Origin of the sequence: Pallidibacillus thermolactis, from assembly GCF_025660415.1 — a bacterium.
GTDB classification, from domain to species: domain Bacteria; phylum Bacillota; class Bacilli; order Bacillales; family Caldibacillaceae; genus Pallidibacillus; species Pallidibacillus thermolactis.
The window spans coordinates 1-20,924 of sequence record NZ_JAOUSE010000053.1 but is presented as its reverse complement, the minus strand read 5'-3'; the positions used below and the strand labels follow the sequence as shown (position 1 = coordinate 20,924).

Sequence of the window (20,924 nt, the reverse complement as noted above, 5' to 3'; positions counted from 1 at the left end):
TATTGTCTGTACGCTTCGATAACATCCTAAATTTCCCCCGTTAACCAAGAATTCTATCCCTATTATACAAAAAAAGCCTGTAGATTTGGCCACTAGTTAGGGACTTTGTCTACAAGCTGAAACCTCCTTATAATAGGAGGTTTTTTGTTGTACAGCTCCCTTATCAATTTACGATATGACTTCATAGATTAATGGAAGCTTGGCTACTTCTTCGGATGATATTTTTATACATTCGTAAAGCTTGTTTTTAACTTCATCAACGTTTTCATTATTAGAATAAATCGTAAGGAGAGATTCTCGCTCTTCTACATAATCTCCAATTTTTTTCTTTAAGACAATTCCAACAGACAGATCGATAGTCGAATCTTTTGTTTTTCTACCTGCACCTAGTAACATGGCCGCGTGACCAATCTCATCTGCACCCATTTCACTGACCCAACCAGCTTGTTTTGAAGGAAGTTCAATGGCATATTTCGCTTGTGGAAGTAAATCAGGGTTATCAATAGTACTTGGATCGCCACCTTGTGCGGAAATAAATGTTTTCATTTTTTCTAAAGCTTTCCCCGATTTTATCGATTCTTCCAATCGTTTGCGAGCTTCTTCAATTGACGCTGCTTTTTTACCTAAATATACCATTTGACTACCTAAAGTTAGACACAATTCTGTTAAGTCTTGTGGCCCTTCTCCTCTTAATGTAGCAATCGCTTCTTTCACTTCTAAAGCATTTCCAATTGCAAAGCCTAGTGGTTGGTTCATATCAGAAATAACCGCCATCGTATTACGTCCAACATGTTTTCCGATTTTAACCATTGTGTGCGCCAACTCTCTTGAGTCATCCAACGTTTTCATAAATGCACCAGAACCAGTTTTTACATCCAACACAATACAGTCAGCCCCTGCGGCAATTTTTTTACTCATGATTGAGCTGGCAATTAGTGGAATACTATTAACCGTTCCTGTTACATCACGAAGTGCATACAATTTCTTATCAGCAGGTGTTAAATTTCCACTTTGACCAATAACAGCAATTTTGTTTTTATTTACTAATTGAATAAATTCTTCATTAGTGATTTCTACATGAAATCCAGAAAAGGATTCTAATTTATCAATTGTGCCTCCAGTATGTCCTAAACCACGTCCAGACATTTTCGCTACAGGAACACCTACAGATGCTACGAGTGGACCTAATACAAGGGTCGTTGTATCACCTACGCCACCTGTGGAATGTTTATCTACTTTTATACCATCAATTTTTGATAAATCAATTTGATCACCAGATTCGACCATTGCGGTTGTTAAATCACCGCGTTCACGTTCATTCATTCCCTGAAAATAAATTGCCATTAATAATGCACTTATTTGATAATCTGGAATTGTATTTTCTGTGTATCCGTTCACAAAAAATTCAATTTCTTCTTTACTAAGTTCATGACCATCTCGTTTTTTTTCAATAATATCAATTATTCTCAAAATCTTCACCCCTAATAGTTCATGTAATCAAGGGACTACCAGTAATATGATAGCCCTTATTGATCAATTTCTTTCAAAAAGCTTTTTCCGTATTTTGGCATTGGGACATTAAAGTTTTCTGCAATGGTCGCCCCAACATCAGCGAATGTCTGCCGTAATGGTAGCTCCTTACCACCATTCATCCGTGTAGAATATACTAATAAAGGTACATATTCACGGGTATGATCTGTTCCTGGAGCAGTCGGATCGTTTCCGTGATCAGCCGTAATAATTAATAAGTCGTCATCTGTTAATTTTTCAAATACTTCTGGTAAACGAGCATCAAATTCTTCCAATGCTTTCCCGTATCCAATTGGATCCCTTCTATGTCCATAAAGAGCATCAAAATCAACAAGATTTAAGAAGCTTAAACCATTAAATTCCATATCTAACGAATCTAATAATTTATCCATTCCATCCATATTAGATTTTGTACGAATTGCCTTGGTAACACCTTCACCAGCATAAATATCAGAAATTTTCCCTAAGGCTATAACATCATAATGATGATCTTTCAATTCATTCATAACCGTACGTTCAAAAGGTTTTAATGCATAATCATGACGATTTGCTGTACGAGTAAAATTACCTGGTGTTCCAATAAATGGACGAGCTATGACTCGACCTACTTTATATTCATCTTCAAGCGTCAATTCTCGACAAATTTCGCAAATTTTATATAACTCTTCTAATGGTACAACTTCTTCATGAGCAGCTATTTGTAGTACTGGATCAGCAGATGTATATACTATTAAGGCTCCAGTTTCCATATGTTCTTTACCTAATTCATCTATAATAGCAGTACCACTAGCTGGTTTATTTCCAATTACTTTTCTACCGGTTTTTTCTTCTATTTTTTCTATTAATTCTTGAGGAAAACCATTTGGAAAAACTTTAAATGGTTTTTGAATGTTTAACCCCATAATTTCCCAATGTCCTGTCATCGTATCTTTTCCGCTCGAGGCTTCCTGCATTTTTGTATAATAAGCAAGCGGATGATCTGCTTTTGGAATTCCTTTTATTTCACGAATATTACTTAAACCTAATTTTGCCATATTCGGCATATTTAATCCGCCCATCTTTTCGGCAATATGGCCAAGAGTATCAGTTCCTTTATCACCGAACTTTTCTGCATCAGGTGCTTCCCCGATACCGACGGAATCCATTACGATTAAAAATATACGTTTATATGTCATAAAAAATCCTCCTATAAAGACAATAAATCGTTTACAATTAATATTATATGTAAATAATAAATTTTATACTTTTATTGTATAAAAATTCCAGTAACCGTACAATAAAAAAGCTGCTTAGGATATAGCAGCTATTCATTAAATTTAGACCGCGCTCGCGGATGAAATTGGCTATAAACATCTTTCAGTCTCGTTTTTGTCACATGGGTATAAATTTGAGTTGTTGATATATCGGCATGTCCTAACATTTCTTGTACAGAACGTAAATCTGCTCCATTTTCAAGCAGATGAGTGGCAAAAGAATGACGCAAGGTATGCGGTGTTAATTCCTTAGTAATACCTGCCTTCGTTGCCGTCTGTTTTAAAATCTTCCAAAATCCTTGCCTTGATAATGGTCTTCCGTGATGATTTAAAAATAAATAATCTGATCTATTTTTACTATTGACAAGTTTTGGTCTTCCTTCCTTTAAATATAAATCTAATGCTCGAATAGCCATTTGTCCAATCGGAATTATTCGTTCCTTACTCCCTTTACCAATACAACGAACAAAACCGAGAGATAGGTGAGTATCATTTAACGACAAACCGATTAGTTCGCTCACACGCATCCCCGTTGCATACATTAATTCAAGCATTGCCTTATCACGTATGCCTAATGGCTTTGATGTATCTGGAGCATTAAGAAGTTTTTCTACTTCATCTAAATTTAACACTTTAGGAAGTTTCATTTCTGCTTGTGGTGTCTCAATATGTACTGTAGGGTCATCGTCTGTAACCTTATCTATTAACAAAAAATGGTGAAAGGAACGAATTGAAGCAATATGTCGTGCAATCGTTCTTGAAGATTTCCCTTCATTCTTTAAACTGCTTAAAAATTGCATAATATGTGAACGAGAAACACTGTTCCAATCGGGCATATTTAATTGTCCCTGCAAAAACTCTGTATAATTCGTCAAATCCCTTCGATATGACTGAATCGTATTTTTTGCCAATCCTTTTTCTACAATAAGGTAATGTATAAAGTCATTAATTTGATCATTCACGTTCATTACTCCCCATTTAAATAAAACAATACGAGTCTTTCAAACCAATTATGTTGGTCATTTTCTACATGGTTTGATACTACTTTAACAGCCTGTCCTTCGGGTTCATCGTATTTCTGATGATTTTGATATTCTTCGCTTATCCACATAATAGCATAATAAAATAAAATTGTGCATCCGGTAAAAATAATAAACACCTTTAATGTTTCTAGAATTAATTTTATATACTTCATCTTCTCTCGCATCCTTTTTTCATAATTCCCTTAGTACAAACTTATGCCAGAGAAGTTCCATTTTATACACATTCAGCAATAATAATTCATAATTTTCCAAAAAGAAAAAACAATGAGTTGGACCCATTGCTTTTTATTTTTTTATTGAAGTGTGCTCATTTTTCTCAACTTTATTTTGCTTCTTTTGGCAATTACGGCAGATACCATGAAAAGTTAATCGATGATCTTTAATAATAAAATTCCATCTTTCTTCAACGATTGATTCAACATCTTCTAATAAATCTTCTTGAATTTCCTCCACAGAACCGCATTCGATACAGACTAAATGGTGATGAAAATGTGTGGCCCCTTCTTTTCGTAAATCATAGCGAGATACACCATCACCAAAATTAATTTTATCGACTACTTTTAATTCAGTTAATAATTCAAGCGTGCGGTATACCGTAGCTAAACCGATCTCAGGCGCTTTTTCTTTAACGAGGAGGTATACATCTTCTGCGCTTAAATGATCCTCTTCATGTTCTAAAAGCACGCGAACGGTCGCTTCTCTTTGCGGAGTCAATTTATAACTTGATGAGTGCAACTGTTTTTTTATTTTCTCAAGGCGATTTTCCATTCGTAATGCCCCTCCCTCGCCAATGTATTATCATTATATCAAAACTGGGAGGTAAATTAAAACAAAATTATTTAAAATTATTCCAAATTATATTTTATAATTATTCTAAATTGATAATTGTTATTGTGTTTAAGTTATAGATTGAGGATCCCTTTCATAAAATACGGTGTAATGTAACCTTCAATAAATGCAGCAAAACCTAGCAATAGTATTGCACAACCAAAAAACATAAAATATCTAGCCAACATCGGTGCAAATGGTTGGTAGAGTGATTTTACAAATAACTTTTTAATTAATTGTAAAGAAAACGAAACAGAAACAACAGCCACAGTAATAAATATCGGGATAATCACGATATTTTGTGGGATGATTGATACAAAAGACAGAAAGAAACCTTTCCATCCCATTTGCTGGACAAGAAAACCAATTGTAAATCCTACAACCATCCCTTTTAAAAATAGTAATACCAATATAATTGGTAAGCCGATCATCGTCATTCCCAATATCCACATTAAACCTATATACTTACTATTGTAACTTAAAGAGTGAAAGAAAGTTTCTTTAGCTGACAACACTTCTCCTGATATCAATTGATGAAAGAATGTATTAATAAAATAAAATAAATCTTCCTTTTGCGTTCCAGTTAAACTATTCACAACAATCGCACCAAAAATGACTCCCATTATCAATAAAACAGTATGAAAAATATAGAATGAGGAATATTCTTCAATATGTTTTACAATGATATTGGACTGCATTCGTTTTTTCATTTTCTTTCCTCCTTCATACAACTTAGTAGATTGTATGAGAGAATTTTAAAATGTATGCTAAAACGAATGCAGAATCTATTATTTTTTCTATTTAATATATTTTTGATTCCCTTGCTATTTAGATTCTCATCTAGTGATGTCTTCCTTTATTAACAAATGATTTGGTCCATGTAATATCCCTAATTATTCTGTAACTGTTCCATATTTTCCTCCACCGCCTGCATGAAAGTTTAAAGTTCCTTCACGGGCTTTTAAAATCAAACTTGCTGTTTTTTCTGGTAATACGTCCAACAATTCTTCAAAAGTGGCATCGTGAATTATCGTCATCTCAGTACCGAAACAATTTAACAATTTCTGAAGTGTTTTCGGTCCTAAGCCTGGGATAAATTCTAGCGGTACTTGATGAATATATGGCGGTCGCTTTGGATGCTCACTCGTATCAGATAATTCCTTAATTCGTTCAGAAACTCCCTTTGTAAACTTTACCGATCCACAATTTGGACATTCGACCATTCCTTGTTTGATTCGAGTAAAACATTTAGCACAAGTTGTTCCATAATATTTGCCGAGTCGCGGATCTAGACCGAAGTTCGCCACAATTTCTCTACCGTCTTTTCTTTTTATTGCTTTTTCAAACTCTAAATAACTTAAATGATCTAATTGGATAACTTGATATTCTCGAGCAATTTTTTGTAATGAATGGGCATCGGAATTCGAAATATAAGTATATTGGTGAAGCTCTTTTAAATGGTCTGCCATTTCCGTGTTCGAACTTAAGCCTAATTCGATAGCATCTATCAATTCGGGATTAAATACTTCTGTTAAACTACGTTCAACCCCTTTTCCAAATAAGCTTTTAAAAGGAGTGAACACATGTGCAGGAATAAACAGTCCACCCACAGCCTTTACTTGTTTTTGCAGTTCTCTTCCCGTCGCATAAATTCTTTGCGAACTTAAATGAATATTCTTTAGTTGACTTTCAAGCCAACAAGAAAATTTTTTCATCATTTTTAGTGTTGGAATAAAGCAAAGAACATGAATGGGCCCTTTACAAGTTGTGTCATAAACTTCTAATTCACTACCCATCATTAAAAGAGTTTCGTTTTCAAACAGTAATCCTCCTTCAGATAATTCTTCTAATTTTCCTTCAAAGATCAAATCTTCTATTTCTTCAATGACTTCAGGAGAATGACAATCAATGATGCCTACAATATTAATCCCCTTTTGATTTTTGGCGGTATGTAAAATATTAGATAACGTCAACGTTTTTGAACCTGTAATTTTTACAGGTTTCCCCGATTTTGTTCGTCCAATATGAATATGTAAATCTGCAAAATATCGTTTCATATTTCACTTCTCCTGTTGTTTCAACATTTGCCAATATTGAACTGCATACATTGTTTTTGCATCAAATATTTTCTGTTCTTTTACTAAATTTAATGCTTCATCATAAGTGACTTCCATAACAGATACAAACTCATCTTCATCCAATTGCAGCTCTCTTTCTTGTTTTAATCCTGTTGCCTGATATATATGAACTAATTCATTTGCAAATCCAGGGGATGTATAAAAGGAAGTAATATGTTCAAGATTTTCACACGTATATCCTGTTTCTTCCATCAATTCTCTTTTTGCACTTTCTCGTGGATCTTCCCCTTTTTCAAGTTTCCCAGCGGGGATTTCTATCAACGTTCGTTCTAATGCTTTACGATATTGTTCTACTAGCAGTATCTTTTCCTCTTCCGTAATTGCAATAACGGCAACAGCTCCAGGGTGCTTAATAATTTCTCGGGAACTCGTCTTCCCATTTGGTAATGAAACTTCATCTAAATAAAGATCGATAATTCGTCCTTCAAATATGGTTTTTCGGTGAATTGTTCTTTCCTCAAATTTACTCACTATATTCATCTCCCGTTCTACTACAACAAAATTCAACATATAGTTTACCATAGTTTCTTATTCCATTTAAAACTCACTATTGGAGGTTCCCTATGAGAAGAATGATTTTACAAGGGAAAGTATGGGAAATTCGACATTTACTAAAAGTTTATGCAGAAAAATATACGTATGTCCATGAATGGATTCATGATATGAATCGTGCAAAAAGAAAGTCAGCAAAAATCTATCCGTTTCCGAAAAAAAGGCTAAAATAAAAACAGTATACATCTTTAAATTTTTTTTACTTTACTTTCAAAATTCCTTCCCTTTATATTGAAAATAGATACTGACATAGTATTTAGGAGGAATATTAATGGAAAAACGTAGACTAGGAAAATCAAATCTTTATGTTTCAACGCTCGGTCTCGGCTGCATGTCACTAGGAACAGATGAAAAAAAGGCAACTGAAATCGTACATAAAGCTCTCGAATTCGGTGTAAATTACTTTGATACAGCAGATCTTTATGATTATGGCGTCAATGAAAAAATTGTTGGACAAGCGTTACAACCTGTCCGAGACAAAGTTATTATCGCAACAAAGGCCGGTAACCGTTGGGAGGACGGTCAAACTGGTTGGGTCTGGGATGCGTCAAAATCTTATATTAAAGAAGCTGCGAAAAAAAGCTTAAAAAGACTTGGTACAGATTACATCGACCTTTTTCAACTTCATGGTGGAACGATGGAAGACCGCATCGAGGAAGTAATCGAAGCCTTTGAAGAGTTGAAAGATGAAGGATATATTCGTTACTATGGCATTTCGTCTATACGACCAACTGTGATTCAAGAATATGCCAAACGGTCTAATATCGTTTCAGTAATGATGCAGTATAGTATCTTAGACCGAAGACCGGAAGAAGAAGTAAATCCTTTATTGCAACATAGAGGGATTCATATCGTTGCAAGAGGGGTACTCGCGAAAGGGCTACTCAGTGATGCTCTTTTAAGTAAAGCTTCAAATGCAGTCAAAGAAAACGGCTATTTACATTATTCTTACAATGAATTGAAAGAAATATTATCTACGTTAAAGAAAAAGCTAGCAAGAGATCGGACAATGACAGCAGTCAGCCTTCAATACGTACTTGCAAATCCTGTTGTAGCCTCCTGCGTAACTGGCGCCAGTAGTATCGAGCAATTAAAAGAAAATGTTGCTGCCGTTCAATCGCAACCGCTAACAAGTGAGGAACTTCAGTTTATTAAAGATTTAACAAAGTCAGATGGGTACACACAACACCGAATTCACCCTTAATTAATAAATACCTTGCTCTCTATTGGAAATTCTAGTAAAATTCAGGGGCTTCACATTCAGCCCCTTTTTTCTATTTAAATTTGCGCCAATCTAAGTCACTTTCGTTTAACAATTCCTCAAAGGATTTGTTTTTCTCACGCAATCTTTTTTCCTCTCTCTTTCTTGTTATTGCTTCTTCTTTTCTCTTCTGTTCTTGTTGTTCTAATTGTTTCTTTGTTTCTTTAAGTTTTTGTAATAAATCATGGTTTAAAGTATCTTTTAGAACGGCTTGTTTATCATCCTTTTTCCTTCGTTGTTGTTTTTTCATAATGTTTAACTCCCCTACTATTCATAAATTTGTTGCATAATACTTTGAAAGTTCGCTAAAATATGGTTATCATCCTTTATTATATCAAAAATTACATCATCTCGTTTCCGTGAATAATTTTTCATATTCTCCTTAAAATACAAAGGATGACTTGGAAAGGAGAATTCGTATGAGCAGGAAACGTGATAAAGGATACAGCCAAAAAGGGAAACCATACGCAGATACAGTAAAAAAACAAATTGCGGTTGAAGACTTAGAAAATGCCATTCACCCAACAAAGACACAAAATTCCAAACAATAATGAAGGTTCTTATTAACTTGGCTGCATCTATTGCAGCCAAGTTAATTTGGAGGGGTCAGTGTGAAAAAGAAATCAATTTTAACAGGGCTTACCGTTATTGGTGCAGCTGCCACAGCCTTCGGGACTTATTTTTCAGAACGAGTAATTCATATTAAGAAAAAAGATGAAAAGGAAATTGTTGATCGAGATACAAAATTAAACCATATTCATCCAGTTGCCTTCGAAAATTTACCGAAAAAGGAAATTTGGATTTCTTCACCATATGGTTATAAAATTAATGCTGTTGTAATTAAACCATTTGAAGCAAAACAATTTGTTATTTTTAGTCACGGTGTTACTGAATCAAAAATGAGTTCTATGAAATATGCCAATCTTTTCCTTGATCGTGGGTTTAATGTTATTCTTTACGATCAACGCCGACACGGCAAAACTGGAGGTAACACAACAAGTTACGGTTATTTCGAAAAGTTTGATTTAAAAGCTGTTGTGGATTGGGTTTACGAACATGAAGGAAACGATATTACAGTAGGTATTCATGGTGAATCAATGGGAGCTGCCACAACCCTTCTTTATGCCGGTGAGCTCGATAATCGAGCTGATTTTTATGTTGTGGATTGCCCATTCTCTGACTTAGAAGAACTCCTCAGTTATCAATTAAAATGTGAGACTAAAATTTTACCAACAAAACTGTTTTTACCTCTTGGGGATTTCTTTATCAAAATACGCGCTAAATATTCATTTAAAGACGTTTCACCGATTTCTGTTGTCGATCAAATTCCTCAACCCATTCTTTTTATTCACAGTGAAAAGGATGATTATATATTACCTTATATGACAAAAGATTTATATAAACAAAAAAAAGGACCCAAAATGCTTTTTATGGCAAAAAACGGCGCTCATGCCCAATCACTGAATGAAAATCGAAAAGAATATGAAGAAGCGATCGATATTTTTCTCAAAAAATATGTTTTTTAGTCTGTTTCAAATATCACAACCTTAATAAATAAAAAAAGGATTTGAGTACACCATGGTGTACTCAAATCCTTTTTATTAACGGAGAAGGTGGGATTCGAACCCACGCGACGGTCACCCGCCCTAACGCATTTCGAGTGCGTCCCCTTACAACCACTTGGGTACTTCTCCATAACTTCTTTTAAGAACATGTAATATTATACAAGAGTTTTTACGTTTTGTCTATTATTTTTTAAACAGTACACAAATGTTATTTTTCTGAAATTCTTTGTGTACTGTTTTTTTATAAAATTAATCTACTAAATCAATATCGTTAATTTGTTTTAACGAGATTTCATGAATTTCCCCCTTTTCATCAATCAACTGCAGCTCTTTTATTATAAGATCATAGGAATGAATGGTACCTGTTACAACTTCATAATGATACTCATTATTGTTATAGTGATAAACAGCTACTTTTTGCTTCAATTCGATAGCTCGCTTCATCGTTTCGTTCATTTCCTCTAATTTTTGTTCGTCTATTTCTTTTGGTTTTTCCCACATATCTTCATTTGCCCAATCCCGTAGCATTTTAACATGTTCCGGCAACATTAAAGATGTCCATTTGATGCGACCACGATCACGAATCATTGTCTTATCCTCCTTTCCCATTTCTTTTATTTCAGTGGTTATAGGAATGAAAAAGAAACGGTTATGTTTTATGCTTTATGACCACCAACAAGTTGCGCTCTACGTCTTGTCGTACCCGCTTCTGTATACGAAACAGCCCTTAATATTGAATCAGAACCAAATCGTTTTCGAATGCCATCAACGGTATAACCTAATTTTTTTCTTTTCCATAGGTTTGGTTCAAAAAGATTGAGTTGAACATTTTCATCAGGACTAATATTGGAAAGGGAAATCGCGATTTGTCGCACTGTTCGACCATCATAAAACCGATCAAACAATTCAACACAAATTCGATAAAGATCCATTGTTATATTCGTCGGTATATCGATTGTTTTGGCACGATTAAATCCACCGCCTAGCTCTTCATGACTATAACCTATTGTGAGCGTAATGGTTCGTCCGACACACCGATGATTTCGTGCTCTCCTTGCCACTTCTTCACACATTTCCAAAATAACCGTTTTGATTTCTGTGACTTTTTTATAATCTCGCAGTAATATTTGGCTTTTCCCGAAACTAATTTGCCCATCCATAATCGGTGCACCAATTTCCGACAAATCCACCCCCCAAGCATGGTAATACAATTGGTTACCCATAATACCAAATTTCTTTTCAAGTTTGTCTAAATCGGATTGGGCGAGCTGACCAACTGTAAAAATCCCCATACTATTTAGGCGTTTTTCCAAACGTCGGCCAATTCCCCACATTTCACTCAATGGTGAAACAGGCCACAGTTTTTTCGGCACATCTTCATAAGTCCATAGAGCAATCCCTTTATGTTTTGCTTCCAGATCTAAGGCTAACTTTGCCATTAGCATATTCGGACCAATACCAATGGCACATGTTAATTGAAACTCACGCATCAATTCATCTTTAATTTTTTTTGCAATCTCAAGAACATCTCCCCATAAAACATCAGTGCCGTCCACTTGAAGAAAACTTTCATCGACACTATAAATATGGATTGCTTCCTTTGGAACATAACGGTTGAAAAGCCGAGTAATTTCTGTTGAAACCCGTAAATAAGTTGCCATTTTGGGCTCGATCAGATGAATTCGAGGGTCCTTTGGAATTTCAAAAAGTCTTGAACCCGTTTTAATCCCGTACTCTTTTTTTAAACGTGGGGAAGCGGCTAATACAATACTCCCTTCCCTGTCTTTATCCCCTATAACCGCCACTAAACTTTCCAACGGATCAAGGCCAGCCATCACTGCAGCACAACTTGCATAAAAGCTTTTAATATCAATACATAAAATATGCTTACTTGGCAACTTTTCATAATCAACCATGTTTTCCTCTCCTTTCATGTCAGTGACTTTAGAGGAGTTTCAAATTCAATTCGTTACATTGTTCATAAACAGAACGTTTGTTTGGTATAAATTATATGTTTTATTTTATGCGAATATACGTTCGAATTCAACTTCCTTTTTTTACCATAAGTAAAATCAGAATTTGTTATTTATGTTATAAACGTTGTACTTTTGAACATATAAAAGCAAAAGATGAAAAATTAATTTTAAAAATAAAAATGAGACTTTCTTAGTTCTAAGAAAAGTCTCATTTTGTATTCTCTAGTAAAAAATATTAATTTTGAACAATAGATTTAACAGCTTGTATGAAAGAGTCCATTTCAGTTTCGGTGCCAATAGTAACCCGAATAAACTGATCAATCCGCATTTTTTTAAAATACCGGACGTAAATGCCTTGCTCCTTTAATTTTTCATAAATATGTTTAGATGGAACTGTGTCATGACGAATAAATAAAAAATTCGCCTTTGAATCTAAAACGTGGAAAGATAAGTTTTTTAATTCTTTAGCAACGCGTTCCCTTGTTGCCATAATTTTTTCACGAGTTTCGTTAAAATAGTCGACATCTTCAATAGCGACTTTACCAGCTGCTAAAGAGAGACGATCCAATGTATAAGAATTAAAGGAATTTTTAATCCGTTCTAATCCTTCAATTAACTGTTCATTACCGAGAGCAAAACCAATTCGCATTCCTGCTAGAGAACGGGACTTTGATAAAGTTTGAATGATCAGTAAATTTTCATACTTAGGAATAAGGGATACAGCTGTGTCTCCACCAAAATCAATATAAGCCTCGTCAACAATAACGACCTTTTCACGATTATGTTTTAAAATTCGTTCAATGCTCTCTAATGTTAAAGCAATACCGGTTGGTGCATTCGGATTCGGAAAAATAACTCCACCAGGTGCATCATAGAATTGTTCTACTGGTATCGTAAAATCCTCTGTTAGTGATATTTCCCGATAATTTAAACCATATAAATTGGCATAAACAGGATAAAAGCTATATGTAATATCTGGAAACAAAATGTCTCGACCCGGATTGAAAAAGGCTAAGAAAGAAAAAGCTAATACTTCATCAGAACCATTGCCTACAAATACTTGCTTTTCATTGACATTGAAATATTTCGCTATTGCCTGTTTTAGATCATCTGCCGTCGGACTCGGATACAATTTTAAATCTTCATTTATATGCTGTCTAATTGCGTCTAGTACCTTTGGAGACGGGGGATATGGATTTTCATTCGTATTTAACTTAATAACGGAAGTAGATCTTGGTTGTTCCCCGGGGACATATGGTTCGATTCGCTTTGTTATATGACTCCAATATTTACTCATATTCCACTCCCCCCATTACATATTTAACGCTTTTCCATCTTTTCCGGTTTGTTTTCGTTTATTCATTCGTTTTCCTAATTCTTTTCTCACATCATCGATAGTAATGCTTTTTTCAATCATTAAAACGATCGAATGATACATTAAATCGGCCAATTCACTAACGAGTTCCTGACGATCAGTATTCTTTGCACCGATTACGACTTCCGTTGTTTCTTCACCAATTTTCTTTAAGATTTTATCAATCCCTTCGGAAAACAAGTAAGTCGTATAGGAACCTTCAACTGGATGTTCTTTTCGTCCTTTTAAAAATTCATATAGTTCATCTGTAATTGCTCGGTTAAAATTTTCAAAGGCAGAATCCATCAATATTTCATTATGGAAACAACTTATTTCACCTGTATGGCAAGCAGGGCCGACTTGTTCTACTTCAACAAGTAACGAATCACGATCACAGTCAAAAGCAAGTCTCTTTACCTTTTGTACATGACCACTCGTTTCCCCTTTATTCCAAAGTTTTTGCCTCGATCGACTATAAAACCACGTTGTATTCGTTTCAAGCGTTTTTTCTAGTGACTCTTTATTCATGTAGGCAAGCATTAATATTTTTCCCGTATAAATATCTTGAACAATAGCTGGAACGAGTCCTTTTTCGTCGAATTTGATGCGGTCTATTTCAATACTCATCATTGAACGCCCCTTACTTCAATTCCATTTTTAAATAAATATTGTTTTAAATCTTGTATATCAACTTCACCATAGTGGAAAACAGATGCTGCTAAAGCGGCATCAGCGTTCGCTTTTTTGAAAACGTCTAAAAAGTCTTCTTTCTTACCTGCACCACCGGAAGCAACAACAGGAATATTTACGCTTTTTGCAATTTCTCCTGTAATATCTATACTATAGCCCGATTTAACACCATCTGTATCAATCGCATTTAACACAATTTCTCCTGCACCGAGTTTTTCTCCCTTTAATGCCCATTCTACAGCATCCATACCTGTATCAATGCGGCCACCATTAATAAACACAGTCCAATTCCCCGACTCTTGCTTTTTAGCATCAATAGATAACACAACACATTGACTTCCAAACTTTTCGGCAGCTTCTTTTATTAAGGTAGGATTTTTAACTGCTGCACTATTAATGGAAACTTTATCTGCCCCTGCTTTAAGCACTTTCCGAAAATCCTCGATCGAACGAATTCCTCCACCAACAGTAAAAGGAATTCTGACTTGCTCTGCAGTTTTTTCCACGACATCGACAAAAATATCTCGATCTTCATTAGATGCAGTAATATCATAAAAGACTAATTCGTCAGCTCCAAGTTCACTGTACTTTTGGGCAAGTTTGACCGGATCATCAATATCGACAATATTTTTAAATTTTTCACCTTTAACAACCCGTCCATTCCGAACATCTAAACAAGGAATAATTCGTTTTGCTAACATGCTGCCACTTCCTTTATCGCAATTTCTAAATTAATTTTATCGGTGTAAAGAGCTTTTCCAATAATGGCTCCATACATATTAGATGAGGCTAATTTCTTTAAATCTTCTAAACTAGTTATGCCTCCAGAGGCGATCACATCCATCGTCGTTTGCTGGTTTATTCTTTCAAGCTCTATAAAATTCGGACCTTGAAGCATGCCGTCTTTCGCAATATCTGTATAAATAATCGTTTGTCCCCCTTTTTCCTCAAGCTGTTTTGTAAAATCTAATGCACGGACTTTACTAGTCTTTGTCCAACCATCCGTCGCTACAAAACCATTTTTCGTATCGACGGAAACAACTATTTTTTCATTAAATTTAGTGACTACCTCATCTAAAAATTTTTTATTTTGTAATGCAGCACTCCCTAAAATCACACGGCTTACACCAATGCTTAGGAGACTCTCAATTCTATCAATATTTCGGATGCCACCACCAACTTGCACAGGGATATCAATCACTTGTAAAATTTCCTCTATTGTCTTAAAATTTCTCGTCTTACCAACAAGGGCACCATCTAAATCAACGATATGCAAATATTCAGCACCTAGTTCTGCCCACTTTTTTGCTATTAAAACAGGGTCCCCGAAAGTAGTTTGTTTATCATAATCTCCTTGAATCAGACGAACACATTGACCATTTCGTATATCAATTGCCGGAAATAAAATCATTTGATCAACTCCCCAAAAACTTTTAATAATTTTTTACCGGTATCACCGCTTTTTTCAGGATGGAACTGCATACCGATAATATTTTCTTTTTTTACTATAGCTGGTACTTTTACTCCATAATCTGTCCAATATAACACTTCATCAACATTTTTTGGTTTTACATAATAAGAATGTACAAAATAAACATATTCATTTTTTTGTAAAACTTCATGAAAACAGCTATTTGTTCCCTCGACTAATTGATTCCAGCCCATGTGAGGTACTTTTAATTGTTGATCAAAACGGACAACTTCTCCTTCTAAAAGACCTAAACCGGTCCACTCACCATGTTCATAACTTTTTTCATAAAAAAGTTGGAGTCCTAAACAAATCCCTAGTATCGGTTTCCCAGCCTGAACATTTTCTTTAATTGAATCAATAAAGTTTAAAGCATGGAGTTGATCCATTGCATCTTTAAAAGCACCGACACCAGGTAAAACTAACGCATCTGCTTCATATAACTTTTTGGGATTATCGGTAATTTCTGTTTGAAATCCAAGATCATTTAAAGCGTGGTTTACACTTTTTAAATTTCCAGCTCCATAATCGATAATTGCAATCATAAGACTTCTTCCTTTTCTTTTTTTTAAGTTTATAACATTCCTTTTGTTGAACGAACACCAGTAATTCTTTTATCTATTGCTGATGCTTCATCTAAGACACGACCAAAACCTTTGAAAATTGACTCAATAATATGATGACTATTTCGTCCGTGAAGTAGTTCAATATGTAATGTCACGCCCGCTTGATTCACAAAGGCCCGGAAAAATTCTTCTACTAATTGGGTATCAAATTGTCCAACTTTTTCCGTAGGCATATTGACATCAAAATATAAATATGGGCGTCCAGAAATATCAATGGAAATACGACTAAGAGATTCATCCATCGGTGTATAAACGGTGGCATAACGACGAATTCCAGCCTTATCACCTAAAGCCTCTTTAAAAGCTTGACCAAGCACGATACCAATATCTTCAACGGAATGATGATGATCTACATCCAAATCACCGTTACATTTTACTTGTAAATCTAAAAAACCATGTTTGGTCATCAATGTTAACATATGATTAAAAAATCCGATTCCTGTATCAATTACAAACTTTCCTTCGCCATCTATATTTAATGTAAGCGCAATATCTGTTTCACCTGTTGTTCTTTTTACATTTGATTGTCTCATTTTTTACACCTCACGATTAAATCTTACTTTTAAAGAGTTACCATGTGCTTGTAACCTTTCTTCATTAGCAAAACGTACGACTTGATCTGTTACCTTCTTCAGCTCTTCTTTACTGTAATAAATCACACTAGAACGCTTTAAGAAATCATATGTACCAAGCGGTGATGAAAAGCGAGCTGTACCACTAGTTGGCAGTGTATGATTCGGTCCTGCAAAATAATCACCAAGTGGCTCTGGGGCATAAGGGCCTAAAAAGATCGCACCCGCATGTTTCACTTTGGAAAGTTGCAAGAAAGGATCGGTAACAAGTAATTCCAAATGTTCAGGGGCAATCAAATTCGCCACTCGGTATGCTTGATCTAATGTCTCCACTACAAAAATATGTCCGTAATTGTCAATAGATTGTCGTGCTATCTCCTTACGCTTTAATTGGGCTAATTGGTTTTCAACTTCTTTTTGCACCGCAACAGCTAGATCAAAGGAAGTCGTTATTAAAATACTAGCTGCCATTTCATCATGTTCTGCTTGTGATAATAAATCGGCAGCAATGAAAACAGGATTCTGCTCATTGTCGGCAATAATACACACTTCACTTGGGCCTGCAATCATATCGATATCAACCGTTCCATATACAAACTTTTTCGCTCGGGCCACATAAATATTTCCAGGACCAACGATCTTATCAACCGGTTTCATTGATTCAGTTCCGAAAGCAAGGGCTGCAATGGCTTGAGCTCCCCCAACTTTGTAGATCTCCTGAACGCCAGCAATTTTTGCAGCAGCTAAAACATAAGGATGAAGTTTACCATCTTTGTCTGGTGGTGATACTAATGCAATTTCTTTCACCCCAGCCACCACTGCAGGTATTACGGTCATTAACACCGTTGAGGGATAAGTTGCTTTTCCGCCTGGTATATAGACACCGACACGTTCTAGCGGAGTAACTTTTTGCCCTAAAATAATCCCATCATTTTTATCATTAAACCACGATTTTTCCAATTGTTTTTCATGAAAATCAGTAATGTTTTGCTTCGCTTCTTGCAAAACGTTTAAAAATTCATCATCTAATGTTTGAAAAGCAGCAACAATTTCTTCTGGTTGTACTTTTAAAGAGGTTATTTTTACACCATCAAATTTTTCAGTATATTTTTTTAGGGCTGCATCCCCATGCTGTTTCACATCGATCATAACTTCTTTTACAGTCGCATCAATTAAATCGAAGTTCTCTTCATTTCTATTCAGTTTTTGCTGAATCAACTGTACGTCGAAACTAGAAAGTTTTGTTATGTTCATCATTTTACGAGGTCACCTACTTTATTAACCATTGCTTCAATTTGTTGAATCAAATCATTAATTCGTTGATTGTTAGTCTTGAAACTTGCTTTATTGACGATTAGACGAGCAGTAATTTCACAAATATCCTCTAAAACTACTAATCCATTATCTTTAAGTGTCCTCCCCGTCTCGACAATATCAACGATACAATCCGATAATCCAACAAGAGGAGCTAATTCAACCGAACCATTTAATTGAATTGTTTCAACGATTTGATCTTTCTTTGAAAAGTATTGGCTGGTCACCTTAGGATATTTGCTAGCAACAACTAATCGTTTTTTGTTCAAATCGGTATCAGGTAAACCAGCCACCGCAAAACGGCAACGACCAAACCCTAAATCGACAACTTCATAGACATTTGCTCCCGATTCAATTAACGTATCTTTTCCAATGACACCAATGTCGGCAGCTCCTCGTTCTACATATACAGCTACATCACTCGCTTTAACTAAAACGATACGAATTTTACTCAATTGATCTTCAAAAATAAGTTTGCGACTATTTTCATGGTATTCGGGAAATTCAATCCCCATTTCTTTAAGTAATCCAATTGTATGATTTACGAGTCTACCTTTACCGATCGCAAAAGTAATAGGTTTCATCTTAAACACCTCCTTTATTTCTGTTTATAGCTTCAATTAACCGATCTACATAAATAGCAAACCCGATCGCCTTTGTATCGTAGCCGAATTGTTTTGTAAGATTATCATATCTTCCCCCAAGTAAAATCGGACTACCGTATCCTGTAATAAATCCTTGAAAAACAATACTTGTATAGTAATTTAAATGGTTGATTAAACCAAGATCGAGGGATAAGTAACGCTTATAACCTTTTGCAACTAACGTTTCAAAAACCACTTTTAAATGCTGGATTTCTTCTTTCATTTCTCGATTGTTCGCAATTTGAAAAGCTCTGCGAAAAACGTCCTCAGGTTCACCATATAATGTCGGAATCGTTCGTAAAGCCGTTTTTAGTTCCTCATTAATGTCTAATTTATCAACTGTTCTCTTAAGTTCAGCAAAGTTTTTATATTCGATTAACCGTTGAATTCCATTCATTTCTTCCACCGGTAAATCGATTTGATCAACTAATTTTTTGAAAAAATTCGCTTGACCAATATCAATTGTAAAACTTGAAACCCCCACTTCATGTAACGATTGAATGGCTAAACTGATAATTTCTACATCAGCTTCAACCCCATTTTTCCCGAACAATTCCACACCAGCTTGGGTAAACTCTCGAGATTGAATATTTTGTAAATCTTCATTCATTCGAAAAATACTTGTTACATAGGAAAATCTTTGTAAAGGGGCAGCATTTTTATAATTTTGTGCTACCATCCGGGCAATAGGAATTGTAGCATCCGGGCGTAATACTAAAATCTTACCATCGGTATCAATGAGCTTAATCATTTGATCTTTGTTCAATGTCCCTTCAATTTCATGAAAAAGATCATAATATTCAAATACTGGAGTTTGTATTTGTTTATACTGGTATTTTTTGAACAGTTTTTTTAACTGGAAAATCGTTTGTTCCTTTATTTCAAAATCTTCTGCGTGTAGATCATTGACACCTTTTGGTACAAGTTGACTTAATTTTTCCATAACAACCCAACCTTTTTAATTTGTTATCATGTTAGTTAATTAGTATTTTACCACTTTATCAAAATAAAATCATGTAGTATGATAAAATTATATAAAAAAATTTTTAGAAGGTGAAATTATGTACGATTTTCATTTACACAGTTCTTTTAGTGAAGACTGTGATACATCTATGGAAAATATGATTAAAACCGCTATTCAAAAAGGGATTAAAGAAATGTGCTTTACGGAACATCTCGATGAAGATTATCCGGACCCTGATTGGACTTTTGCTTTAGATTTTGAGAAATACGATCAAAAAATTAAAGAATTGCAAGCTAAGTTTAGAGATGAAATTAAAATCCGAAAAGGAATCGAATTAGGTGTTCAGCCTCATGTTCTCGAAAGTTATCAAAATATCACTAATAGAGAATATTTTGATTTCATTATTTGTTCAATGCATGTAACAAAGAAAAAAGATTTACATAATGGAGATTTTTTTAAAGATAAGTCGTTAAATCAGGCTTACGAAGAATATTACGGTGAGTTATTAGCCTGCATTCAAAATTTTAAACAATTTAACGTTTTAGGACATTTAGATTTAGTAACAAGATATAAATATGAGGAAGGGGTTGGGAAATTTCTAGACATAATTGAGGAAATATTTAAAGAAATTATTCCATATGGAAAAGGGATTGAGATTAATACGTCCGGGTTTTATTACGGTATTGGTCGAGTGCATCCGAGTATCGATATTTTAAAACTTTATAAAGATTTAGGAGGCGAAATTATTACGATTGGTTCAGATGCCCATAAACCTGAAAGACTTGCTGAACATTATGACCATTCCGTAGAACTTTTAAAAAATCTCGGATATAAATATGTAACAACCTTTGAAAACAAAAAACCGATATTCCATAAGCTTTAATACGATTAATGAAGACCGTCGAGTAACACATTATATTGAGTTACTCGACGTTTTTTCATTTTGATTTCTATACTTTGTTAGATTGATATAGATATATAAAAAAGATTCAATAATAATGATAATTATTATTTCAGACTGTCGAGGCTGTCCAAAAAGTGAGTAATTTTCACTTTTTGGCAGCCTCTTTCTATTAAATCGGTGCATATAAACACAAAAAAATCGCCCTTTCTAGTAGAATGTAAGTGACCAAACAAACATTTTAG

General features: G+C 34.6%; 25 protein-coding genes and 1 tRNA gene. 5 read left to right on the top strand and 21 right to left on the bottom strand.

Annotation, left to right across the window (positions count from 1 at the left end):
• Window positions 1-168: 168 nt before the first annotated feature.
• From OEV82_RS13435 to OEV82_RS13400, 8 genes are all read right to left on the bottom strand, one after another.
• The gene (locus tag OEV82_RS13435) at window positions 169-1,470 is read right to left on the bottom strand and encodes a pyrimidine-nucleoside phosphorylase (protein WP_263062174.1); all 1,302 of its coding nucleotides are present in this window, start codon (window positions 1,468-1,470) and stop codon (window positions 169-171) included.
• A 56-nt stretch (window positions 1,471-1,526) separates the two neighbouring features.
• The gene (gene deoB, locus OEV82_RS13430) at window positions 1,527-2,705 is read right to left on the bottom strand and encodes a phosphopentomutase (RefSeq protein ID WP_173662518.1); all 1,179 of its coding nucleotides are present in this window, start codon (window positions 2,703-2,705) and stop codon (window positions 1,527-1,529) included.
• A gap of 128 nt (window positions 2,706-2,833) precedes the next feature.
• Window positions 2,834-3,745 carry a site-specific tyrosine recombinase XerD gene (xerD, locus tag OEV82_RS13425; RefSeq protein ID WP_263062173.1) on the bottom strand — a complete coding sequence of 304 codons (912 nt, stop codon included), beginning with the start codon at window positions 3,743-3,745 and terminating at the stop codon, window positions 2,834-2,836.
• Between the two features lie 5 nt (window positions 3,746-3,750).
• The gene (locus OEV82_RS13420) at window positions 3,751-3,978 is read right to left on the bottom strand and encodes a YqzK family protein (RefSeq protein WP_173662520.1); all 228 of its coding nucleotides are present in this window, start codon (window positions 3,976-3,978) and stop codon (window positions 3,751-3,753) included.
• A gap of 133 nt (window positions 3,979-4,111) precedes the next feature.
• Window positions 4,112-4,594, bottom strand: coding sequence for a ferric iron uptake transcriptional regulator (fur, locus tag OEV82_RS13415; protein ID WP_263062172.1), 483 nt, complete (start codon window positions 4,592-4,594; stop codon window positions 4,112-4,114).
• Window positions 4,595-4,728: 134 nt separating this feature from the next.
• A complete protein-coding gene (gene spoIIM, locus OEV82_RS13410; protein WP_173662522.1) occupies window positions 4,729-5,364 on the bottom strand; it encodes a stage II sporulation protein M in 636 nt (211 codons plus the stop codon).
• Between the two features lie 183 nt (window positions 5,365-5,547).
• A complete protein-coding gene (locus OEV82_RS13405; RefSeq protein ID WP_173662523.1) occupies window positions 5,548-6,711 on the bottom strand; it encodes an endonuclease Q family protein in 1,164 nt (387 codons plus the stop codon).
• Between the two features lie 3 nt (window positions 6,712-6,714).
• Window positions 6,715-7,272, bottom strand: a complete 558-nt coding sequence (locus OEV82_RS13400; RefSeq protein ID WP_173662524.1) for an NUDIX hydrolase — start codon at window positions 7,270-7,272, stop codon at window positions 6,715-6,717.
• Window positions 7,273-7,355: 83 nt separating this feature from the next.
• Between OEV82_RS13400 and mciZ the strand changes: the two genes are divergently transcribed.
• Both mciZ and OEV82_RS13390 read left to right on the top strand, forming a co-directional pair.
• Window positions 7,356-7,517: a Z-ring formation inhibitor MciZ gene (mciZ, locus tag OEV82_RS16205; RefSeq protein ID WP_173657923.1), complete on the top strand. Its 162-nt coding sequence runs from the start codon at window positions 7,356-7,358 to the stop codon at window positions 7,515-7,517.
• A 98-nt stretch (window positions 7,518-7,615) separates the two neighbouring features.
• Entirely contained in the window at window positions 7,616-8,548 is a 933-nt protein-coding gene (locus OEV82_RS13390; RefSeq protein ID WP_263062170.1) for an aldo/keto reductase, read from the top strand.
• Window positions 8,549-8,618: 70 nt separating this feature from the next.
• On the opposite strand, the gene OEV82_RS13385 is transcribed toward OEV82_RS13390, so the two are convergent.
• Window positions 8,619-8,855 carry a YqkE family protein gene (locus tag OEV82_RS13385; protein WP_173657925.1) on the bottom strand — a complete coding sequence of 79 codons (237 nt, stop codon included), beginning with the start codon at window positions 8,853-8,855 and terminating at the stop codon, window positions 8,619-8,621.
• A gap of 169 nt (window positions 8,856-9,024) precedes the next feature.
• Between OEV82_RS13385 and OEV82_RS13380 the strand changes: the two genes are divergently transcribed.
• Complete coding sequence (locus OEV82_RS13380; RefSeq protein WP_263062169.1) at window positions 9,025-9,156, top strand: hypothetical protein; 132 nt, start codon at window positions 9,025-9,027, stop codon at window positions 9,154-9,156.
• A gap of 60 nt (window positions 9,157-9,216) precedes the next feature.
• The gene (locus OEV82_RS13375) at window positions 9,217-10,131 is read left to right on the top strand and encodes an alpha/beta hydrolase (protein ID WP_263062168.1); all 915 of its coding nucleotides are present in this window, start codon (window positions 9,217-9,219) and stop codon (window positions 10,129-10,131) included.
• A 79-nt stretch (window positions 10,132-10,210) separates the two neighbouring features.
• Here the strand turns inward: OEV82_RS13375 and OEV82_RS13370 are convergent.
• The 12 genes from OEV82_RS13370 to hisZ all read right to left on the bottom strand — a co-directional run bounded on the left by OEV82_RS13370 (window position 10,211) and on the right by hisZ (window position 19,757).
• Window positions 10,211-10,299 (bottom strand) — tRNA-Ser (locus OEV82_RS13370).
• A gap of 120 nt (window positions 10,300-10,419) precedes the next feature.
• Window positions 10,420-10,758, bottom strand: a complete 339-nt coding sequence (locus OEV82_RS13365; protein ID WP_173657926.1) for a YolD-like family protein — start codon at window positions 10,756-10,758, stop codon at window positions 10,420-10,422.
• A 68-nt stretch (window positions 10,759-10,826) separates the two neighbouring features.
• Window positions 10,827-12,086 carry a Y-family DNA polymerase gene (locus OEV82_RS13360; protein WP_173657927.1) on the bottom strand — a complete coding sequence of 420 codons (1,260 nt, stop codon included), beginning with the start codon at window positions 12,084-12,086 and terminating at the stop codon, window positions 10,827-10,829.
• A 295-nt stretch (window positions 12,087-12,381) separates the two neighbouring features.
• A complete protein-coding gene (gene hisC, locus OEV82_RS13355; RefSeq protein ID WP_173657928.1) occupies window positions 12,382-13,443 on the bottom strand; it encodes a histidinol-phosphate transaminase in 1,062 nt (353 codons plus the stop codon).
• A 15-nt stretch (window positions 13,444-13,458) separates the two neighbouring features.
• A complete protein-coding gene (hisIE, locus tag OEV82_RS13350; protein ID WP_263062167.1) occupies window positions 13,459-14,127 on the bottom strand; it encodes a bifunctional phosphoribosyl-AMP cyclohydrolase/phosphoribosyl-ATP diphosphatase HisIE in 669 nt (222 codons plus the stop codon).
• Window positions 14,127-14,891: an imidazole glycerol phosphate synthase subunit HisF gene (gene hisF / locus OEV82_RS13345; protein ID WP_161919574.1), complete on the bottom strand. Its 765-nt coding sequence runs from the start codon at window positions 14,889-14,891 to the stop codon at window positions 14,127-14,129. Before hisF ends, hisIE begins: the two co-directional genes overlap by 1 nt.
• Window positions 14,885-15,601, bottom strand: coding sequence for a 1-(5-phosphoribosyl)-5-[(5-phosphoribosylamino)methylideneamino]imidazole-4-carboxamide isomerase (gene hisA, locus OEV82_RS13340; RefSeq protein ID WP_263062166.1), 717 nt, complete (start codon window positions 15,599-15,601; stop codon window positions 14,885-14,887). Before hisA ends, hisF begins: the two co-directional genes overlap by 7 nt.
• Entirely contained in the window at window positions 15,598-16,203 is a 606-nt protein-coding gene (gene hisH / locus OEV82_RS13335; protein WP_161919576.1) for an imidazole glycerol phosphate synthase subunit HisH, read from the bottom strand. The genes hisA and hisH overlap by 4 nt, the downstream gene beginning before the upstream one ends.
• A 29-nt stretch (window positions 16,204-16,232) precedes the next feature.
• Complete coding sequence (hisB, locus tag OEV82_RS13330) at window positions 16,233-16,817, bottom strand: imidazoleglycerol-phosphate dehydratase HisB (RefSeq protein WP_161919577.1); 585 nt, start codon at window positions 16,815-16,817, stop codon at window positions 16,233-16,235.
• A 3-nt stretch (window positions 16,818-16,820) separates the two neighbouring features.
• A complete protein-coding gene (gene hisD, locus OEV82_RS13325) occupies window positions 16,821-18,110 on the bottom strand; it encodes a histidinol dehydrogenase (RefSeq protein ID WP_263062175.1) in 1,290 nt (429 codons plus the stop codon).
• Entirely contained in the window at window positions 18,110-18,754 is a 645-nt protein-coding gene (gene hisG, locus OEV82_RS13320; RefSeq protein ID WP_173657931.1) for an ATP phosphoribosyltransferase, read from the bottom strand. The genes hisD and hisG overlap by 1 nt, the downstream gene beginning before the upstream one ends.
• 1 nt (window position 18,755) lies before the next feature.
• A complete protein-coding gene (gene hisZ, locus OEV82_RS13315) occupies window positions 18,756-19,757 on the bottom strand; it encodes an ATP phosphoribosyltransferase regulatory subunit (protein WP_173657932.1) in 1,002 nt (333 codons plus the stop codon).
• Window positions 19,758-19,875: 118 nt separating this feature from the next.
• Here hisZ and OEV82_RS13310 point away from each other — a divergent pair, with 118 nt between their 5' ends.
• On the top strand, window positions 19,876-20,661 hold the full coding sequence (locus OEV82_RS13310) for a histidinol-phosphatase HisJ family protein (RefSeq protein WP_263062165.1): 786 nt from the start codon (window positions 19,876-19,878) through the stop codon (window positions 20,659-20,661).
• Window positions 20,662-20,924: the final 263 nt, after the last annotated feature.